We start from the raw sequence: 17268 nt of genomic DNA, 5'->3' as shown, positions 1-17268 counted from the left end.
CTGTCCGTTCATTTCTCTGTCAATCCGCCGTAGCGACGGACGAGATCGACCATGTCTTCCCGACCGGACTCTTCACCGAGACCGGCAGCAACACCTTCGCGATCGGCAACGGGCCGATTCTGGCTGACCTTCCACTTGCCTTCGATCGTGGCAATCTCGATTTCGACCCCGATGATGCCTTTCAGCTGCGCGCGGATGAAATCATCCGGCGCATCGCCCACTGCCCAAGGCCTGTCGCGCGGCCCTTCCTGTTGCGTGGTGATCGCGTTGATCTGCTGGAGCAGCCAGTCGACATCGTCGATCACGCGCGCCCTGCCCCTCGCTTGCACGATTGCGTAGTTCCAGGTCGGCACGACCTTGCCGGTCTCCTGCTTGGTCTGGTACCAGGATGGGGTGATGTAGGCATCAGCGCCCTGGAAGACGGCGAGCACATCGGCGCCTGCCTCGATATCGCGCCACTGCGGATTGGCCCTGGCGAGGTGGAGACGCAGCGTCCCCTTTTCGGAGGCTGCGGAATCGAGAAGGAAAGGCACCGAATTCGCCATCAAGCCCGAAGCACCCGCAGTGATCAGCATGCCGAGCGGATGCGCCCGGATCAAGCCGTGCTGGACGCTCAGGTCTTCCTCGCGAAAATGCGGTGGCTGGTACATTCCTTGGCACCCATTTAGCAGCCGGCGACAAGCCGATCTGCCCTGAAAATGAACAATCGCCGGCTCAGTACCACAACTAGCAGCACCGGTCATCCGGCTTGCATCAGCGATGCTTGAAGTTAGGCTTTGACATGCCGTGCTGCAACGATTATGGGGACCGGCTTATAAATTCCGAATAGAACGCCGGTTTTCACGGCATTTGCCGAATCTTGATTCGGCCATTCTCACGAGGCTAACAGTGGCGAAAGCTGAACTTGGAACGAAGCGTACCGATCCGGAAACCGGCAAGAAGTTCTACGACCTGAACCGGGATCCGATTGTTTCTCCGTATACGGGCAAGTCCTATCCCCTCTCCTTCTTCGAGGAAACCTCCGCTGCCGCGGCTGCCGAAGCCCAGGATGAAGAAGAGGTCGCGGAAGTCGATACCGAAAGCACGGAAGTCGAACTGGTTTCACTCGAGGATGCCGATGAAGGCGCATCCGGCGACGACATCCCGGATATGGGCGACGACGACGTCGAAATCGAAGGCGACGACGACGACACCTTCCTGGAAGCTGACGAAGATGACGACGATGACGACATGAGCGACATCATCGGCGTCACCGGCGACGAAGACGAAGTCTGATCTGATTAAGTGTCGGCCCGGACGAGAAAATTTCGCCGGGCCGATTTTTTTGGCTTGCTATCTCCAAAAACCGGAAGTAAGAAGCCGCCACTCCGCGAGGCAAGCGCTTCGCGAAGCATCCCAGGACCGGCTCGCCGGACTGCCTTGATGGGGCTATAGCTCAGCTGGGAGAGCGCTTGCATGGCATGCAAGAGGTCAGCGGTTCGATCCCGCTTAGCTCCACCAAATCTTCCTCACAGATCGTGCTGACCGTCTTATTGCATTGAATGCTTACGCTCCAACGTCTGCCTGCAGAGGGCCGCGGCAAATCCCTCTCGGTTGCCGGCACTCAGCATCCTACCTGAATGGATAGGCTGTCTATACGCACGTGGGATTCATTTCGCAGAGCGATCATGGTCTTCTAACCGGGTGTTCGAAGGTCCCTGCGCCACCACCGAATTTCGCGCAGAAGCCTGGCGATGTTGGCGAGCTGGAGGATTTTGCCATGGAAGCCCCGAGATACAGCCTGCATAAGAACCTCAACATCTACTGGACGGTGTTTGACGACATGACCGGGGAAAAGGCCGTGCTCGACGGGTTTGTCATGGATATGGTGACCGTCGACGAGGGCCGCGAATTGGTAGGGATGATGAACCGTCGGGGGAGCGAAGACGATTTCCTACCTGACGCCTACCTCCCAGCTCTCACCGGCTTGAGCTGGCCGACGCACCATCAGGATCTGATGGGCCAGCGTTACGCGGTAAGCACGCCAGACGTCGCCGCAGTCACCATCCACTAACAGTTTCCCGACTTGCTTTGCACGCCGATGCTTTGCCAAATTTTTAGCAACGGCGACTATGGTTTCCATGCCGACTTCCCCGGCGGACTGGAGCCTTGGTTCAATGACACTAGAAAGACGGCGGCGGCTGATCCATGCGCGTAGAACGGCAACGGGCCTGACGCTTGCCGGCGCGATCTCGTTTTTGGCAGGCATGACGGATGCCACCGGCCTCGCGCTGACGGGAGACTTCGTGTCGTTCATGACTGGGAACACGACGCGTGCTGCCTTGTCGCTTGGCGACGGCAATTTGCGACATGCAATTGTCCTTCTCTCTGCGATCATGGTCTTTGTGCTTGGAAACGCCGTCGGCATCGTGATCGCACACTTTGCAGACCGTCGTACGTTTGCGGTGTTGTCATGCGTCAGCATCGCGCTGGCAACGGCTTCGTTGATGGCAGGAGATAGCCTGGCGATGCCGCGCTTCTATTTCATCGTTGCGTCCATGGGGATGGTGAACGCGGCGGTCGAGCAGATCGAAGGGCTGCCGATCGGTCTCACCTATGTCACTGGAGCCCTCTCGCGCTTTGGACGTGGCCTTGGACGCTGGATCGTCGGCGACGACAGAATGGATTGGACCATCCAGATCGTGCCATGGGTCGGCATGCTGGGCGGGGCTGTTGTTGGTGCGCTGTTGACGCAAATCGCTGGGGCAGCGGCGTTGTGGTTGATAGCCGTTTTTGCGATGTTGGTTGCGCTTACTACCCTTTTGATTCCGAAAAGCACCCAACGCCGGTTCAACGCTGCGTCGCGCTCGCCAAAGCAGACGAAATCGCGGTCGCAATAAAGCTCCACCGAATCAGATAGAGAGCACCCCAAACCACTAGAGGAAGTCATCCTTGTTTCTCTTTTCGAAGCTCGTCTGGGTGTTCGGCCAACCTTTGTCGCTCGCTTTTCTCTTCGTCGCGCTTGCCTTGGTGGCGGGCGCTCTACGCTGGCGCGCGACAAGCCTCGGTTCAACAGCGATTGCGGGCCTCATTCTGTTCGTCACCCTCTACACGACCGTCGGCAACTACCTTCTACAGGGCCTCGAGGATCGGTTTCTGAAGCCGCAGGATCCGGCAAGCCTGGAGTGCATGATCGTACTCGGCGGCGCGTTCGAGAATGAGGTCAATACCGCCCGCCACGGCATCGAACTCAATGCCGGCGCCGATCGCTTCGTAGAGGCAGTGCGTCTGGCGCAGAAATACCCGCAGGCCCGCATCCTGATTTCAGGCGGCGATGGATCGATCTCCGGTATCTATGAAGGCGACGCGGCGATATCGGCGCGCTTCTTCCCAATGTTCGGCATCAGCAGAGACCGGCTGGTCGAAGAAACGACGTCACGCACGACCTTCGAAAACGCAGTGAACACCAAGGAGCTTCTGGCGAGCCAAGGTCTTTCGAACTGTCTGCTGATCACCTCCGGCTACCATATGCCGCGATCGGTCGGCATCTTCCGCAAGCTTGGGATCGACGTCGTGCCGTGGCCGACGGACTACCGCACCGACGGGCGGGAAAGCCTTGGCCTCGACTTCACGCAGCCGAGCCGGAATTCCCAGAACCTGGCAACAGCAATCCGGGAGTGGTTCGGGCTTGTCGGTTACTACCTTGCCGGTCGCACCTCGGAGCTCTACCCCGGCTGACCTATTTCTTGGAAATCGTCACGAACTTGGTGCCGCGCACACGGGCGGTGACGACACAGGGCTCCTTCGTCTTGTCAGCATCCGGGCGATCACAGAAGCGCGGGTGCATTTTCATCGCCAGCACCATGTTGCCGAAGCGCTTCACGAAGTCGTATCCGTAGACTTGCGCGGTCGCGATCATGAAATAACCGCCCTCTGCGACCTGCAGATAGAAATTGTAGGTGCAGCCGTCGTCGTTGCATTGCGGACCCTTCTCGCCGTCGCACGTCAACTCGCCCTCGTTGACCACAGCGTCGATCAGGCCGTCGTTGTTGATATCCTGGCGGATTACGAAGCCTTCCGAAAAGTCGGCTTTGGTACACTGTTCCTGGAAGTGCTTCTTCTCGTAAATCTCGGGGTCCGAGATAAGCGATTGCTGGGCAAAAGCCGCAACCGGGGTAACGAGCAGCACAGCAATGTTCAAAGCGATCAGGAGCGTTTTCACGAAGGGTTTCTCTTTTGGTCGGATAAGGGCGCTGTTGGCCGCGCAGTTTGCTTGATCCGCCTTGCGCCGCCCTTGCGGCCGTGATTCATTTCGGAGAGATACGCGTCGGCTCTGGAGGACTGCATGCCGCTGTTCGTCTACCTGGATTATGCCGGCGTTGCGCTGTTTGCGGCGACAGGCGGGCTTGCGGCATCGCGTAAACAGCTCGACCTGATCGGCTTCCTCTTCTTTGCGTTCGTCACCGGGACGGGCGGCGGCACGGTGCGTGACATCATCCTTGGCCGCGTGCCGGTGTTTTGGGTTCTAAACCCTATCTATGTCCTCGTCTGCTGCATTGTCGGCGTTGTGGTGTTTTTCACCGCGCACCTTGTCGAGTCGCGCTACCGCTGGCTGATCTGGCTGGATGCGGTCGGGCTTTCGGCCTACTGCGTGATGGGGGCTGCGAAAGGCCTCGCAGCCACCGGTTCGCCAATAGTCGCCATCGTTACCGGCACACTGACCGCCACATTCGGAGGTATCCTGCGCGATCTCCTGGCCAACGAGCCGTCGGTACTGTTGCGGCCGGAAATCTACATTACTGCTGCGCTTGTGGGCGGCGGCCTATTCACGGCCGCGAATGCACTCGATCTGCCGCTTTATGCGGCCTCCGCAGTCGGTGTCAGCGCTGCATTCCTGGTGCGTGGCGGTGCGCTTTATTTCGGCTGGACCTTTCCAACCTACAAGGCAAAGCCTGGTCGTCACCCTGATGATGTGATGTGAGATCAACGCTGTTTAGGGCGAAGGCGGATTACTACGTCGACATGGGAGATTTCGAGGCCTGGCGGCGGCTCCGGCAGATTGCCGATCGTCAGGTTGCTGACCGGAATATCGAGCACATCGTTTTCGCCTTCAATGAAGAAGTGGTGATGATCTGAGACGTTTGTGTCGAAATAGGTCTTGGCGCTCTCGACCGCAAGAACGCGGATCATGCCGGCCTCGGTGAACTGGTGCAGCGTGTTGTAGACGGTCGCCAATGACACCGGTACGCCTGCGTGCACGGCTTCCTCGTGGAGTTCTTCGACCGTCAGATGTCGATCGCCTTTGGCAAAGAGGAGGTCACCGAGCGCGACGCGCTGGCGCGTCGGACGAAGGCCGGCGTGTCTCAGCCGTGCCTCAATGGTAAGCGGGGCCTCTGCCACCATCCAACGAACTCCAGTTAATCTAGCGTCAAGCAATCAGGTTTCATTAGCCATATAACTTTTGCGCAAAAGCGTTTCAATAGTTTCAATGGGGACAAAGCGAGTGAAAGCGCCGCAAAATCGGGCTTTTGGCGCAATTAGTGCTGGCCGGGGGCTTGGCCTTCCTGTATGCGACCACCAAATAAGGCGCGCAGCCGGTCCTCCGAAGGTGGGTGAAGCTAGTCATGCTTATGCTTCATTTTCCGCTGAACTTGGACTAAACGTTCACATCCATCGGCAAAGTTGCGGGGGGAATTAGAGTTTTCATGGCGACGAAACAATCCAGCTTCAACTATGAGGAAATTCTGGCCTGCGGCCGCGGCGAACTGTTCGGCCCGGGTAACGCACAGCTTCCCCTCCCGCCGATGTTGATGGTTCATCGCATTACCGACATCTCCGAAACCGGCGGTGCCTTCGACAAGGGCTATATCCGCGCCGAATACGACGTGAAGCCTGACGACTGGTATTTCCCCTGCCACTTCCAGGGCAACCCGATCATGCCGGGCTGCCTCGGCCTCGACGGCATGTGGCAGCTGACCGGCTTCTTCCTCGGCTGGCTGGGCGAGCCCGGTCGCGGCATGGCGCTTTCAACCGGCGAAGTGAAGTTCAAGGGCATGATCCGCCCGACCACGAAGCTGCTCGAATACGGCATCGACTTCAAGCGTGTCATGCGCGGCCGCCTGGTGCTCGGCACTGCCGATGGCTGGCTGAAGGCCGATGGCGAAACCATCTACCAGGCCACCGACCTGCGCGTCGGCCTGTCCAAGGACAAAGAAGCCTGATTGCACCGGGCATCCATGCCCGGTTTCCAAGTTAGAAAAAACGAAAAGGTCGAAACACATGAGACGGGTAGTTGTTACGGGTCTGGGTGTTGTCTCCTCGATCGGCAATGATGCCGCCGAGGTCACTGCGTCGCTGCGCGATGCCAAGTCCGGCATTTCCTTCTCCAACGATTTTGCCGAACACGGCTTCAAGTGCCAGGTCTGGGGTCGCCCTTCGCTCGATCCGACGGATCTGGTCGATCGCCGTGCCATGCGCTTCCTCTCGCAGGGGGGTGCCTGGAACCACGTCGCGATGAAGCAAGCGCTCGCCGACAGTGGTCTTGAGGAAAAGGACTATAGCGAAAACGAGCGCACCGGCATCATCATGGGCTCGGGTGGTCCTTCGACGCGCACGCTGATCGAAGCCGCCGAGATCACGATGAAGAACAACAGCCCGAAGCGCATCGGCCCGTTCGCCGTGCCGAAGGCGATGTCGTCGACGGCCTCGGCCACGCTCGCCACCTGGTTCAAGATCCACGGCGTCAACTACTCGATCTCGTCTGCCTGCTCGACGTCCGCGCATTGCATCGGCAACGCCGCTGAGATGATCCAGTGGGGCAAGCAGGACGTGATGTTTGCCGGCGGTCACGAAGACCTCGACTGGACCATGTCGAACCTGTTCGACGCCATGGGCGCCATGTCCTCCAAGTACAACGACACACCCGAGACCGCCTCGCGTGCCTATGACGCGACCCGCGACGGCTTCGTCATCGCCGGCGGCGCCGGCGTTCTGGTTCTCGAAGAGCTGGAGCACGCCAAGGCCCGCGGCGCCAAGATCTACGCCGAAATCGTCGGCTACGGCGCCACCTCCGACGGCTACGACATGGTCGCTCCGTCGGGCGAAGGTGCTATCCGCTGCATGCGCCAGGCGCTTTCGACGGTGAAGGGCGATGTCGACTACGTCAACACGCACGGCACCTCGACGCCTGTCGGCGACAGCAAGGAAATCGGTGCGATCCGCGAAGTGTTCGGCGCCAAGATGCCGCACATCCAGTCCACCAAGTCGCTGACCGGCCACTCGCTGGGTGCAGCCGGCGTGCAGGAATCGATCTATTCGTTGTTGATGATGCAGGCCGGCTTCATCGGCGAAAGCGCGCACATCACCGAGCTCGACCCGGAATTCGACGGCGTGCCGATCGTTCGCAAGCGCATCGATGATGCCAAGATCGACATCGCGCTTTCCAACTCCTTCGGCTTCGGCGGCACCAACGCCACGCTCGTCTTCCAGCGCTACAACGGATAACAATATGACAGGAATCATGCAGGGTAAGCGCGGGCTTATCATGGGCGTTGCGAACAACCATTCCATCGCCTGGGGAATTTCGAAGGCGCTGGCAGCACAGGGTGCAGAGCTTGCCTTTACCTATCAGGGCGATGCACTCGGCAAGCGGGTGAAGCCGCTCGCAGCTGAAGCCGGATCCGAATTCGTTCTGCCGTGCGACGTCGAGGACATTGCTTCCGTCGACGCCACAGTTGAAGCTATCAAGGAACGCTGGGGCACGCTCGACTTCGTCGTGCATGCCATCGGTTTTTCCGACAAGAATGAGCTGAAGGGCCTTTACGCCGACACCACGCGCGACAATTTCAGCCGCACGATGGTCATCTCCTGTTTCTCCTTCACCGAGATCGCCAAGCGCTTGGCGCCTCTGATGAACGCAGGCGGATCGATGCTGACGCTGACCTATAACGGCTCGACGCGCGTCATCCCGAACTACAACGTCATGGGCGTTGCCAAGGCCGCTCTCGAGGCCTCCGTGCGCTATCTGGCCGCCGACTACGGCCCGCGTGGTATTCGCGTCAACGCGATCTCAGCCGGCCCGATCCGCACGCTGGCTGGCGCCGGTATCTCTGATGCCCGGGCCATCCTGTCGTGGAATCAGCAGAACTCGCCGCTGCGCAAGACCGTGACCATCGATCACGTCGGCAATTCGGCCCTCTACCTGCTCTCCGACATGGCAGCAGGCGTCACTGGTGAAATCCATTTCGTCGATGCCGGCTTCAACATTACGTCGATGCCGGCGCTGGAGGCGCTGCGCAAGGCAGACGTGGAATAAGACAAAAGGCCGGGCTCGAAGCCCGGCTTTTCCTTTAGGCGCATCCGCTAGTGATGCATGACCTGCCGCAGGATGGCGGCCGAGTCCCTGGCGCCCCAACGCGTCGTAATCTTTCCGTTTTCGATGACGAACCATTCCATCGCGGTAACGTCGTAGCTCTTACCGGTCGGATCGTGACCCACAAGGCCGCGGAAGAAGCCGGAATAGCGGCCGGTCTCCCTGTAGCGGACGACGACATTCTGCCCTTCGGCAGCGATTTCGAGGATCTCGAGGTTTATGTTCATGCCGTCGTGAAGCTCGTGCCAGATCGGCTCGACATCATCGAGGCCACCATATCCGAGAACGCCGTAGATCCGCGCGTCCGCGGTAAACAGGTCGCGCAACGCCACCATGTCGAAGCGATTGAACGCCTCGACATAGGCTCTGACGATGTCCTTGTTGGCTTCCGTTTCCATGGCTTGCCCCTCCCGCTCGTAAGCTCGTTGGGGCAAGTCTAACAGATCCGGGAAGGCCGGCTATGCGGGGTGACTACTTCTTTGCCCAAAGCACCTTGAAGCGGGCGTTGCGGCAGGTTTCGCCGCTCTCCTTGAAGTTCGCGGCCAGCACCGGCTCGTAAGGCAAGCCGCGATTGGCAACCAGCAGCAGACGACCGCCGCCGCGCAGCGCCGACGCTGCCGTCTTGATCATCGCCTGGCCGAGCGATGGCTCTGCCGCATGGCCTTCGTGGAAGGGCGGATTCATGATCACGAGATCGTACTTGTCCTTGACCGGTTCGCCGGCCAGATCGTGCCAGAAGAAGCGCGCAGGCACGTTCGGGCAGTTCTCCTCCAGATTGGCCTTTGCCGCTTCCAGAGCGGCGTAGTTGGCTTCGTAGAGGTCAAGACGGCTGACACCGGGAGACCGCTCTGCCAATTCGACGGAGAGATACCCCCAACCAGCGCCGAAATCGGCTACGTCACCGGTAAAATCGGCGGGCAGACGCGAGGCGAGCAATTCCGAGCCATCATCGACGCGATCGTGCGAGAACATGCCAGCTGCAGCCAGGAAACGGCCATCCACGCGGACGGACGGCTTGGAAAACTTGCTGACGACCTCGGTGACGTCGGCCGGCCGTGCGAACCACAGCGCCACGCCGTGATATTTCGGCATGTGTTCGATCTCAAGGCCGAAGCCCTCCATGCGCTTGCGCAGCGACTGGATGCCATCCTCCTTGCCGCCGGCGATGACGATCAAGCCGCCTTCCTTCACACGCTGAAGCGCGGCAGCGATGTTGGCCTCGTTCTCGCCCTTGTGCTTGTTGCAGAGAACCAGCGCGGCATCGTAGTCCTCGCCTTCGATCTCAGGCGTGGTTTCGATGCGCTGGGAGAGCAGCTGTCGGTACAGCGGCCGGAAGCCCTGTACGGCGCTCAGCGAGGCGGCAAAGCCCTCTGGCACAGCGAAGCCCGCCTCCGCGCCAAGGAAGAGTACGCGTTCGCCCTCGCCCGGCGCGCCGACGGTGCCGCTGGCAAAGGGATGGAACAGTGTCTTCAGGGTCTCGCGGCTCATGGTCTCTTCTCTTTGGATGCAAAAAGGGCGCGGGAAAACTCCCACGCCCTCAAATGGTTTGAAAGGCGCGGCTTACTCAGCCGCATCTTCCTTCTTCTTTTCAGACTTTTCAGCAGCCGGAAATTCCTGGCCGGTTGCCTGATCGACAACCTTCATCGACAGGCGGACCTTGCCGCGCTCGTCGAAGCCGAGGAGCTTGACCCAAACCTTCTGGCCTTCCTTGACGACGTCCTGGGTCTTGGCAACACGCTCGGAAGCGAGCTGCGAGATGTGGACGAGGCCGTCGCGGGCGCCGAAGAAGTTGACGAAGGCGCCGAAGTCGGCGGTCTTCACGACAGTACCTTCGTAGATCTGGCCGACTTCCGGCTCGGCAACGATCGAGTGGATCCACTTGCGGGCCGCTTCGATTTCCTTGCCCGAGGAAGATGCGATCTTCACGGTGCCGTCGTCTTCGATATTGATCTTGGCGCCGGTCTTTTCGACGATTTCGCGGATGACCTTGCCGCCGGAGCCGATGACTTCGCGGATCTTGTCGACCGGGATGTTCATGACTTCGATGCGCGGTGCGAATTCACCGAGCTGGCCGCGGCTCTCTGTGATGGCCTTGGCCATTTCGCCGAGGATGTGGGTGCGACCGCCCTGAGCCTGGCCGAGAGCGACCTTCATGATCTCTTCGGTGATGCCGGCGATCTTGATGTCCATCTGCAGCGAGGTGATGCCATCGGCCGTGCCTGCAACCTTGAAGTCCATGTCGCCGAGGTGGTCTTCGTCGCCAAGGATGTCGGAGAGAACGGCGAAGCGGTCACCCTCGAGGATCAGGCCCATGGCGATACCGGCAACCGGCTTAGCCAAAGGAACGCCGGCGTCCATCAGAGCGAGCGAGGTGCCGCAGACGGTTGCCATGGAGGATGAGCCATTCGACTCGGTGATTTCGGAAACAACGCGCAGCGTGTAGGGGAACTGCTCGGCAGACGGCAACATCGGGCGGATGGCGCGCCATGCGAGCTTGCCGTGACCGATTTCGCGGCGGCCCGGGGAGCCCATGCGGCCAGTTTCGCCAACCGAGTAGGGAGGGAAGTTGTAATGGAGCAGGAAGCGCTCCTTGTACATGCCCGTCAGGCTGTCGACATACTGCTCGTCTTCGCCGGTGCCGAGCGTGGCAACGACGATCGCCTGCGTTTCACCGCGGGTGAAGAGAGCAGAACCGTGCGTGCGCGGCAGGAGGCCGACTTCCGAAACGATCGGGCGAACGGTCTCTAGGTCGCGGCCGTCGATGCGGCTCTTGGTGTCGAGAATGTTCCAGCGAACGATCTTTGCCTGCAGGTGCTTGAAGATCGCGCCGACTTCTTCGGCCGTGTACTTGGCTTCGCCTTCTTCCGGCAGGAAGTGCGCCTTGACCTTCGCCTTGACGGCGTCGACGGCAGAGTAGCGCTCGGCCTTCTGCGTGTTCTTGTAGGCGGTGCGAAGCTCGGCTTCGAAATGCTTCAGCATCTCGCCTTCGAGTTCTGAATAGTCTTCCGGCTGGAAGTCACGCGGTTCCTTGGCGGCCACTTCAGCAAGCTTGATGATCGCGTCGAGCACCGGCTGAAAGCCCTTGTGACCGAACATGACCGCGCCGAGCATGACTTCTTCGTTGAGTTCCTTGGCTTCGGATTCAACCATCAGAACGGCATCGTGCGTACCGGCGACGACGAGGTCGAGAACCGACTCGTCCATCTCGTCGAGATGCGGGTTCAGAACGTATTCGCCGTTGATGTAGCCGACGCGGGCAGCGCCGACAGGCCCCATGAAGGGAACGCCCGAGAGCGTCAGGGCTGCAGAGGTCGCAACCATCGACAGGATGTCGGGGTTGTTTTCGAGGTCATGTTGGATGACGGTGACGACGACCTGGGTGTCGTTCTTGTAGCCTTCCGGGAAGAGCGGGCGGATCGGGCGGTCGATCAGGCGGGAAACGAGGGTTTCGTTTTCAGACGGACGGCCTTCGCGCTTGAAGTAGCCGCCGGGGATCTTGCCGGCTGCGTAGGTCTTTTCCTGGTAGTTGACGGTCAGCGGGAAGAAGTCCTGGCCCGGCTTCGGCGCCTTGGCGGAAACGACGGTGGCGAGAACCACGGTTTCGCCGTAGGTCGCGAGAACCGCACCGTCAGCCTGACGGGCGATCTTGCCGGTTTCCAGCTTCAGCGGGCGGCCTGCCCACTCGATTTCCACACTATGAGTATCGAACATATGTCTTGTCCTTCAATGCGGGAACGCGCGCCTGCCCTCCAAGGCACGGCACACGGTCAACCGCAATCGGTGTGACACATCATGGGCAAGACAACGGGAGGCTTTGCATCAACGGTCCCGGAAGAGACCGGGCCAAAGCTCATCGAGCCCTGGCCGAAAGCATCCGGCAATCCTGCCCCATGACAGGTCAACGGTTGGTTTGGCAGAACCGGCCCATCCGGGTCTGCCGGGCAATCCGCCACGGGTGGCGGGTGGGGAAAGGTTCCCCGAAAAAATCCGGCGGGCGTCCCAAGGGGGAGCGCCCGCCGAGAAATCACTAGCGGCGGATACCCAGGCTGCCGATCAGCTTGGTGTAGCGGCCTTCGTCCTTCTTCTTGAGGTAGTCAAGAAGCGAGCGGCGGCTGGAAACCATCGTCAGCAGACCACGGCGGGAATGGTTATCCTTCTTGTGGTCCTTGAAGTGGCCGGTCAGGTTGTTGATACGCTCGGTCAGGATGGCAACCTGAACTTCCGGAGAACCGGTGTCGCCTTCGAACGTTGCGTATTCCTTGATGAGAGCCGTCTTGCGCTCAGCAGTAATCGACATCGGATGTTCCTTTCTATGAGAGGAGATTAGGTCGCCAAAAGCCGGGATGTCGTCCAGCTTTGGCCGCGAATGCATCCGGACAGAGCCCGATTGCTGGCGCTGCCTATAAACCAAATGTGCTGCAATGGAAAGAGGCAGAGCTGAGATGGTCGATTCGTCACTTTCCAGCCATCGCATCCCGGATCATGGCATTGTAACCTTCTGGGTCTTGCAGCATGGCGAAATGGCTCGCGTCCTTGAGGATCACCAGCTTCGATCCCGGAATTTGCTTGGCCATCATCTCGGTGTGGTCGAGCTTGATCGCCTCGTCGTGATCGCCGATGGCCAGGGTCATGGGTACCTTGATCTTGCCAAGGTCATCGGCCGTCCAGACAGGCTGACTTTCCCACATCGCCGAAATCTCGGTAACGAAGGCATCATATTCATTCGGTGTCTGCGAGAGTTTTTTGTAAGTCTCGCCAGCTGCATTGATGTAATCGCTGAAAGTCTTGTTGGTCAAAGCGTCGGCTTTGACGCCGTCAGTCGTGACGTTCGCGGCCTGCGCGATCACGCGCGTCAGCTTCTCAGGGTTCTTCATCGCCATGTCGATGCCGATGATGCCACCATCCGACCAGCCGACCAGCGTAACCTTGTCGAGCTTCAGATAGTCCAGCAAAGCGACATAGTCGGAGGTCATCAGATCATAGCCGAACGGCTGCTGGCTGCGCGTCGAGCGGCCATGCCCCCGGCTGTCGGCTACGATCACCCGATGATCCTTGGCAAATTCAGCCACCTGGTAGCCCCAGACGTCGGCGCTACCGAGCCCGCCGTGGATGAACAGGATCGGCTCACCCTCACCGTATTCGGCGTAGTACATCTTGATGTCGTTGACGGGGGCCATGCCACTCGTCTTAGGGGCCGGCATCGGTGGGAAGGCTGGCAACGTCGCCCAGCGCTCTGCCGACGAAGCGCTCGCGGCCATCAAAACCGCCGAGAAGAACATGAGGATGCCGGCTGCAAGTCTGCGCATGACTATCTCCCTGATCCAAAGGGCTCCGCGGCCCGGATCAGGGAAACATATCTTAATGGCAAAGGCTGACAACTGCCATCTGTGGTTTGTCTAGCCCTGCATCGAGCCGAAACCAGAGGTTTATCGAAGATCAGCCAAAAACGCGCTTCGGGCGGAACTCACCCTGCCCGATCTCCCCGATCGCGACCAGTTTGCCGCGGGACGTGGCATAGGCTTCGCTTTCGGCAACCGGCGCATCGCGCCCGCGCACGAGGATCGGATTGCCCATCTTCAGCCTGTGCGCCTGGTCGTCGTTGACGACAAGATGCGGCAGCGAGGAGAGCGCTTCGCTGGTCTCGATCAGCAGGGCATCCAGAGCGGCAAGCCGTTCGTCCGCATCTTCGACTGTCTCAAGCGCAACGAGATCGGCAAGCGGTATCATCGTCTCTTCGGCAAACGGAGCGACAAAGCTGCGACGCAGGCCGGAGATATGGCCATAGCAGCCAAGCTCGCGGCCGAAATCGCGCGCGAGCGCCCGTACATAGGTGCCCTTGCCGCATTCGACTTCGAAATGCGCCGTATTGGCATCCTGGCAAGACAGGAGCGTCAAACGAAAAATCTCGACCTCGCGCGACGGAATCTCGACGGCTTCACCTTCACGCGCCAGATCATAGGCGCGCTCGCCCGATATCTTGATGGCAGAAAACTGCGGCGGCACCTGACTGATGACGCCGGTGTATTTCGGCAGGAGGTCGCGGATCTGCTGTTCGCTCGGGCGCTTGTCGGAGCTCTGCGTCACATCGCCCTCGAGATCGTCCGTTGCACGCTCCTCGCCCCAAGTCACGGTGAATTCGTAAATCTTGCGGCCGTCCATCACGTAGGGGACGGTCTTGGTCGCATCGCCAAGGGCGATCGGCAACATCCCCGACGCCAGCGGGTCGAGCGTGCCCGCGTGACCGCACTTCTGCGCCTTAAACAGCCACTTGATCTTGGAAACGGCTTCCGTTGAGCCGAAATCGACCGGCTTATCAAGGATCAGCCAACCCGAGATCGGGCGGCCCTTCGGTTTGCGTGGTTTGGACATCAGTCTCTTCTACTATTCTTCTTCGGTATCGCCGTGATCGAGATCGCGCTGGACCTCGGGCGAGCGCAGCAACTCGTCGATCTTCTTGTAATTGTCGAAGCTCGTATCGTCGCGGAAGCGGACCTCCGGCATGTACTTCATCTGCCGAAGCTGGGACCCGAGGCGGCCGCGAATGTATTTTGCATTGCGGTTTAGCGCGCCAATCACCGCATCATGGTCCGTCACGCCGAGCGGCGTCACAAAGGCGGTCGCGATCTTCAGATCGGGCGACATGCGGACTTCGGAAATCGAAATGACGGTCTTCTCGATCACGTCATCGCGCACTTCGCCGCGCTGCAGAACCTGCGTGATCGCGGCGCGAACCTGCTCGCCGACGCGCAGCATACGCTGCGAAGGTGCGGAGGTTGTTGGTCTTGTTGCCATTTTTCTTTGCCTCAAAAGGTTCGGGCGCCGGCCTCAGTTGATCCGGCGCCCGTCCAAATTTCCAGTATCACGCGATCAAAGCGTACGCGTGATGTGCTCGACGCGGAAGCATTCGATCGTGTCGCCGGCGCGGATGTCTTCGTAATTCTCGAAAGCCATACCGCATTCCTGGCCGGAATGCACTTCCGAGACTTCATCCTTGAAGCGCTTGAGCGTCTTGAGCTTGCCTTCGTGGATGACGACGTGGTCGCGGACGAGGCGAACGCCGACACCACGCTCGACCTTGCCTTCGGTGACGCGGCAACCCGCGACCTTGCCGACCTTCGTGATGTTGAACACCTCGAGGATCTCGGCATTGCCGAGGAAGGTTTCGCGACGCTCCGGCGAGAGCAGACCCGACATCGCCGCCTTAACGTCATCCACCAGGTCGTAGATGATGTTGTAGTAGCGGATTTCGATGCCCTGGCGTTCCGCCAGCGTACGAGCCTGCGCGTTTGCGCGGACATTGAAGCCGATGATCGCGGCACCCGATGCCTCGGCAAGCGAGATATCCGATTCCGTCACACCGCCGACAGCCGAGTGAACGATGCGGGCACGAACTTCGTCCGTGCCGAGCTTTTCGAGCGCGCCGGCGATCGCTTCGATCGAACCTTGCACGTCGCCCTTGATGACCAGCGGGAACTCCTTGACGCCAGCGGACTGCAGCTGCGTCATCATCTGTTCCAGCGAGCCGCGCTGACCCGAATGGCGGGCGGCGGCCTTGTCGCGAGCGAGGCGCTGGCGGTATTCGGAGATCTCGCGGGCGCGGCTTTCGTTTTCGACGACAGCGAACCTGTCACCGGCCTGCGGCGTGCCGGAAAGACCAAGCACCTCGACCGGCATGGCCGGCGGGGCTTCCTTGACATGATCGCCCTTGTCGGTGACGAGGGCGCGGACACGACCCCAGACATCACCGGCGACGATGATCTGGCCAGGCTTCAGCGTACCGTTCTGAACGAGAACCGTGGCAACTGAACCGCGGCCGCGGTCGAGCTGGGCTTCGATGACCGTGCCTTCCGCCGTGCGGTTCGGGTTGGCCTTGAGGTCCAGGATTTCAGCCTGAAGCAGGATGGCTTCCAGCAGCTTGTCGAGGTTCAAGCCGGTCTTGGCCGAAACTTCGACGTCGAGAACTTCACCGCCCATCGATTCCACGAAGACTTCGTGCTGCAGGAGCTGCGTGCGCACCTTCTGCGGATCGGCGGTCGGCTTATCGACCTTGTTGATCGCCACGATGATCGGAACACCAGCGGCCTTTGCATGGTTGATCGATTCAATCGTCTGCGGCATGACGCTGTCGTCAGCGGCAACGACCAGGATCGCAATGTCGGTTGCCTGCGCACCACGGGCACGCATTGCCGTGAAGGCGGCGTGGCCGGGCGTGTCGATGAAGGTGATCTTCTGACCGTTCTGCTCTACCTGATAGGCGCCGATATGCTGCGTGATGCCACCGGCTTCGCCGGCAACCACGTTGGCATGGCGGATGGCGTCGAGCAGCGAAGTCTTGCCGTGGTCGACGTGACCCATGATCGTCACAACGGGCGGACGCGAAACGCGATCGCCTTCGGCATCGGCAATGTTGAAGATGCCTTCTTCAACGTCCGATTCCGAAACGCGCTTGACGGTGTGGCCGAATTCGCCGGCGATAAGTTCAGCAAGGTCGGCGTCGATGACGTCGCCCGGCTTCATCATCTGGCCTTCCTTCATCAGGTATTTGATGACGTCGACTGCGCGTTCCGACATGCGCTGCGACAGTTCCTGAATGGTGATGGTCTCCGGCAGGATGACTTCGCGGACAACCTTTTCGCGGGTTTCCTGCATCTGGCTGCGGCGGAATTTTTCCTGGCGGCGGCGCATGGCGGCCATCGAGCGGCCACGGGCGTTGCCGTCGTCATCCGTGCTCGCAGCGGTGATTGTCAGCTTGCCCTGACGGCGGCCTTCGTCACCCTTCGGACGCGCGGCAACGGGCTTTGCCGGTTCCGGACGCACGATACGGCCGCGCGCCGGAGCGCCGCCACGCGGTGCACCGCGATCGTCTTCGTCATTTTCACGGCGACCGCGACCGGCAGGTCCAGGTGCAGCGGCACCCG

Annotated in this window: 19 protein-coding genes and 1 tRNA gene; 9 read left to right on the top strand and 11 right to left on the bottom strand. The window is 60.2% G+C overall.

All coding sequences use genetic code 11. The features are described 5' to 3' along the window. Positions 1-8: 8 nt before the first annotated feature. A complete protein-coding gene (locus RGCCGE502_RS00700) occupies positions 9-650 on the bottom strand; it encodes an FMN-binding negative transcriptional regulator (RefSeq protein WP_016552239.1) in 642 nt (213 codons plus the stop codon). A gap of 238 nt (positions 651-888) precedes the next feature. Here RGCCGE502_RS00700 and RGCCGE502_RS00695 point away from each other — a divergent pair, with 238 nt between their 5' ends. The 5 genes from RGCCGE502_RS00695 (at position 889) to RGCCGE502_RS00675 (ending at position 3717) form a co-directional block, all read left to right on the top strand. Beyond that, entirely contained in the window at positions 889-1275 is a 387-nt protein-coding gene (locus tag RGCCGE502_RS00695; protein ID WP_007798949.1) for a TIGR02300 family protein, read from the top strand. Between the two features lie 149 nt (positions 1276-1424). Continuing rightward, positions 1425-1500 (top strand) — tRNA-Ala (locus tag RGCCGE502_RS00690). A 259-nt stretch (positions 1501-1759) separates the two neighbouring features. After that, complete coding sequence (locus RGCCGE502_RS00685; protein ID WP_016552238.1) at positions 1760-2053, top strand: hypothetical protein; 294 nt, start codon at positions 1760-1762, stop codon at positions 2051-2053. A gap of 103 nt (positions 2054-2156) precedes the next feature. Next, positions 2157-2879, top strand: a complete 723-nt coding sequence (locus RGCCGE502_RS00680) for a YoaK family protein (RefSeq protein WP_016552237.1) — start codon at positions 2157-2159, stop codon at positions 2877-2879. A 52-nt stretch (positions 2880-2931) separates the two neighbouring features. After that, a complete protein-coding gene (locus tag RGCCGE502_RS00675; RefSeq protein ID WP_016552236.1) occupies positions 2932-3717 on the top strand; it encodes a YdcF family protein in 786 nt (261 codons plus the stop codon). A gap of 1 nt (position 3718) precedes the next feature. Here the strand turns inward: RGCCGE502_RS00675 and RGCCGE502_RS00670 are convergent, their stop codons facing one another. Continuing rightward, entirely contained in the window at positions 3719-4201 is a 483-nt protein-coding gene (locus RGCCGE502_RS00670) for a hypothetical protein (RefSeq protein WP_016552235.1), read from the bottom strand. Between the two features lie 123 nt (positions 4202-4324). On the opposite strand from RGCCGE502_RS00670, the gene RGCCGE502_RS00665 reads away from it, so the two are divergent. Beyond that, complete coding sequence (locus tag RGCCGE502_RS00665) at positions 4325-4960, top strand: trimeric intracellular cation channel family protein (protein ID WP_016552234.1); 636 nt, start codon at positions 4325-4327, stop codon at positions 4958-4960. A gap of 2 nt (positions 4961-4962) precedes the next feature. Here RGCCGE502_RS00665 and irrA read toward each other — a convergent pair whose 3' ends face one another. Continuing rightward, positions 4963-5382: an iron response transcriptional regulator IrrA gene (gene irrA, locus RGCCGE502_RS00660; RefSeq protein WP_016552233.1), complete on the bottom strand. Its 420-nt coding sequence runs from the start codon at positions 5380-5382 to the stop codon at positions 4963-4965. 302 nt (positions 5383-5684) lie between these two features. Here irrA and fabA point away from each other — a divergent pair, with 302 nt between their 5' ends. The 3 genes from fabA to fabI are packed head-to-tail and all read left to right on the top strand — an operon-like array spanning position 5685 to position 8293. Beyond that, positions 5685-6200 carry a 3-hydroxyacyl-[acyl-carrier-protein] dehydratase FabA gene (gene fabA / locus RGCCGE502_RS00655; protein ID WP_016552232.1) on the top strand — a complete coding sequence of 172 codons (516 nt, stop codon included), beginning with the start codon at positions 5685-5687 and terminating at the stop codon, positions 6198-6200. A 58-nt stretch (positions 6201-6258) separates the two neighbouring features. Further along, a complete protein-coding gene (gene fabB, locus RGCCGE502_RS00650; protein WP_016552231.1) occupies positions 6259-7482 on the top strand; it encodes a beta-ketoacyl-ACP synthase I in 1224 nt (407 codons plus the stop codon). 4 nt (positions 7483-7486) lie between these two features. Continuing rightward, entirely contained in the window at positions 7487-8293 is an 807-nt protein-coding gene (gene fabI / locus RGCCGE502_RS00645) for an enoyl-ACP reductase FabI (protein ID WP_016552230.1), read from the top strand. Between the two features lie 47 nt (positions 8294-8340). Here fabI and RGCCGE502_RS00640 read toward each other — a convergent pair whose 3' ends face one another. The 8 genes from RGCCGE502_RS00640 to infB form a co-directional block, all read right to left on the bottom strand. Beyond that, complete coding sequence (locus RGCCGE502_RS00640) at positions 8341-8748, bottom strand: ester cyclase (RefSeq protein WP_016552229.1); 408 nt, start codon at positions 8746-8748, stop codon at positions 8341-8343. A gap of 73 nt (positions 8749-8821) precedes the next feature. Further along, positions 8822-9838, bottom strand: coding sequence for a class I SAM-dependent methyltransferase (locus tag RGCCGE502_RS00635; RefSeq protein WP_016552228.1), 1017 nt, complete (start codon positions 9836-9838; stop codon positions 8822-8824). 72 nt (positions 9839-9910) lie between these two features. Further along, positions 9911-12061 carry a polyribonucleotide nucleotidyltransferase gene (gene pnp, locus RGCCGE502_RS00630; RefSeq protein ID WP_016552227.1) on the bottom strand — a complete coding sequence of 717 codons (2151 nt, stop codon included), beginning with the start codon at positions 12059-12061 and terminating at the stop codon, positions 9911-9913. Between the two features lie 316 nt (positions 12062-12377). Next, positions 12378-12647: a 30S ribosomal protein S15 gene (gene rpsO / locus RGCCGE502_RS00625; RefSeq protein WP_016552226.1), complete on the bottom strand. Its 270-nt coding sequence runs from the start codon at positions 12645-12647 to the stop codon at positions 12378-12380. A 157-nt stretch (positions 12648-12804) separates the two neighbouring features. Continuing rightward, positions 12805-13656, bottom strand: coding sequence for an alpha/beta fold hydrolase (locus RGCCGE502_RS00620; protein ID WP_016552225.1), 852 nt, complete (start codon positions 13654-13656; stop codon positions 12805-12807). 130 nt (positions 13657-13786) lie between these two features. Then, positions 13787-14719 carry a tRNA pseudouridine(55) synthase TruB gene (truB, locus tag RGCCGE502_RS00615; RefSeq protein WP_016552224.1) on the bottom strand — a complete coding sequence of 311 codons (933 nt, stop codon included), beginning with the start codon at positions 14717-14719 and terminating at the stop codon, positions 13787-13789. Positions 14720-14731: 12 nt separating this feature from the next. Continuing rightward, positions 14732-15142 (bottom strand): 30S ribosome-binding factor RbfA, encoded by a 411-nt coding sequence (gene rbfA, locus RGCCGE502_RS00610; protein WP_019279587.1) that lies wholly within the window; start codon positions 15140-15142, stop codon positions 14732-14734. A 75-nt stretch (positions 15143-15217) separates the two neighbouring features. After that, on the bottom strand, positions 15218-17268 hold a 2051-nt coding region (infB, locus tag RGCCGE502_RS00605), incomplete at its 5' end, for a translation initiation factor IF-2 (RefSeq protein ID WP_016552222.1).

The organism is Rhizobium grahamii CCGE 502, from assembly GCF_000298315.2.
GTDB lineage: Bacteria > Pseudomonadota > Alphaproteobacteria > Rhizobiales > Rhizobiaceae > Rhizobium > Rhizobium grahamii.
This window is presented reverse-complemented; position numbering and strand designations above follow the sequence as displayed.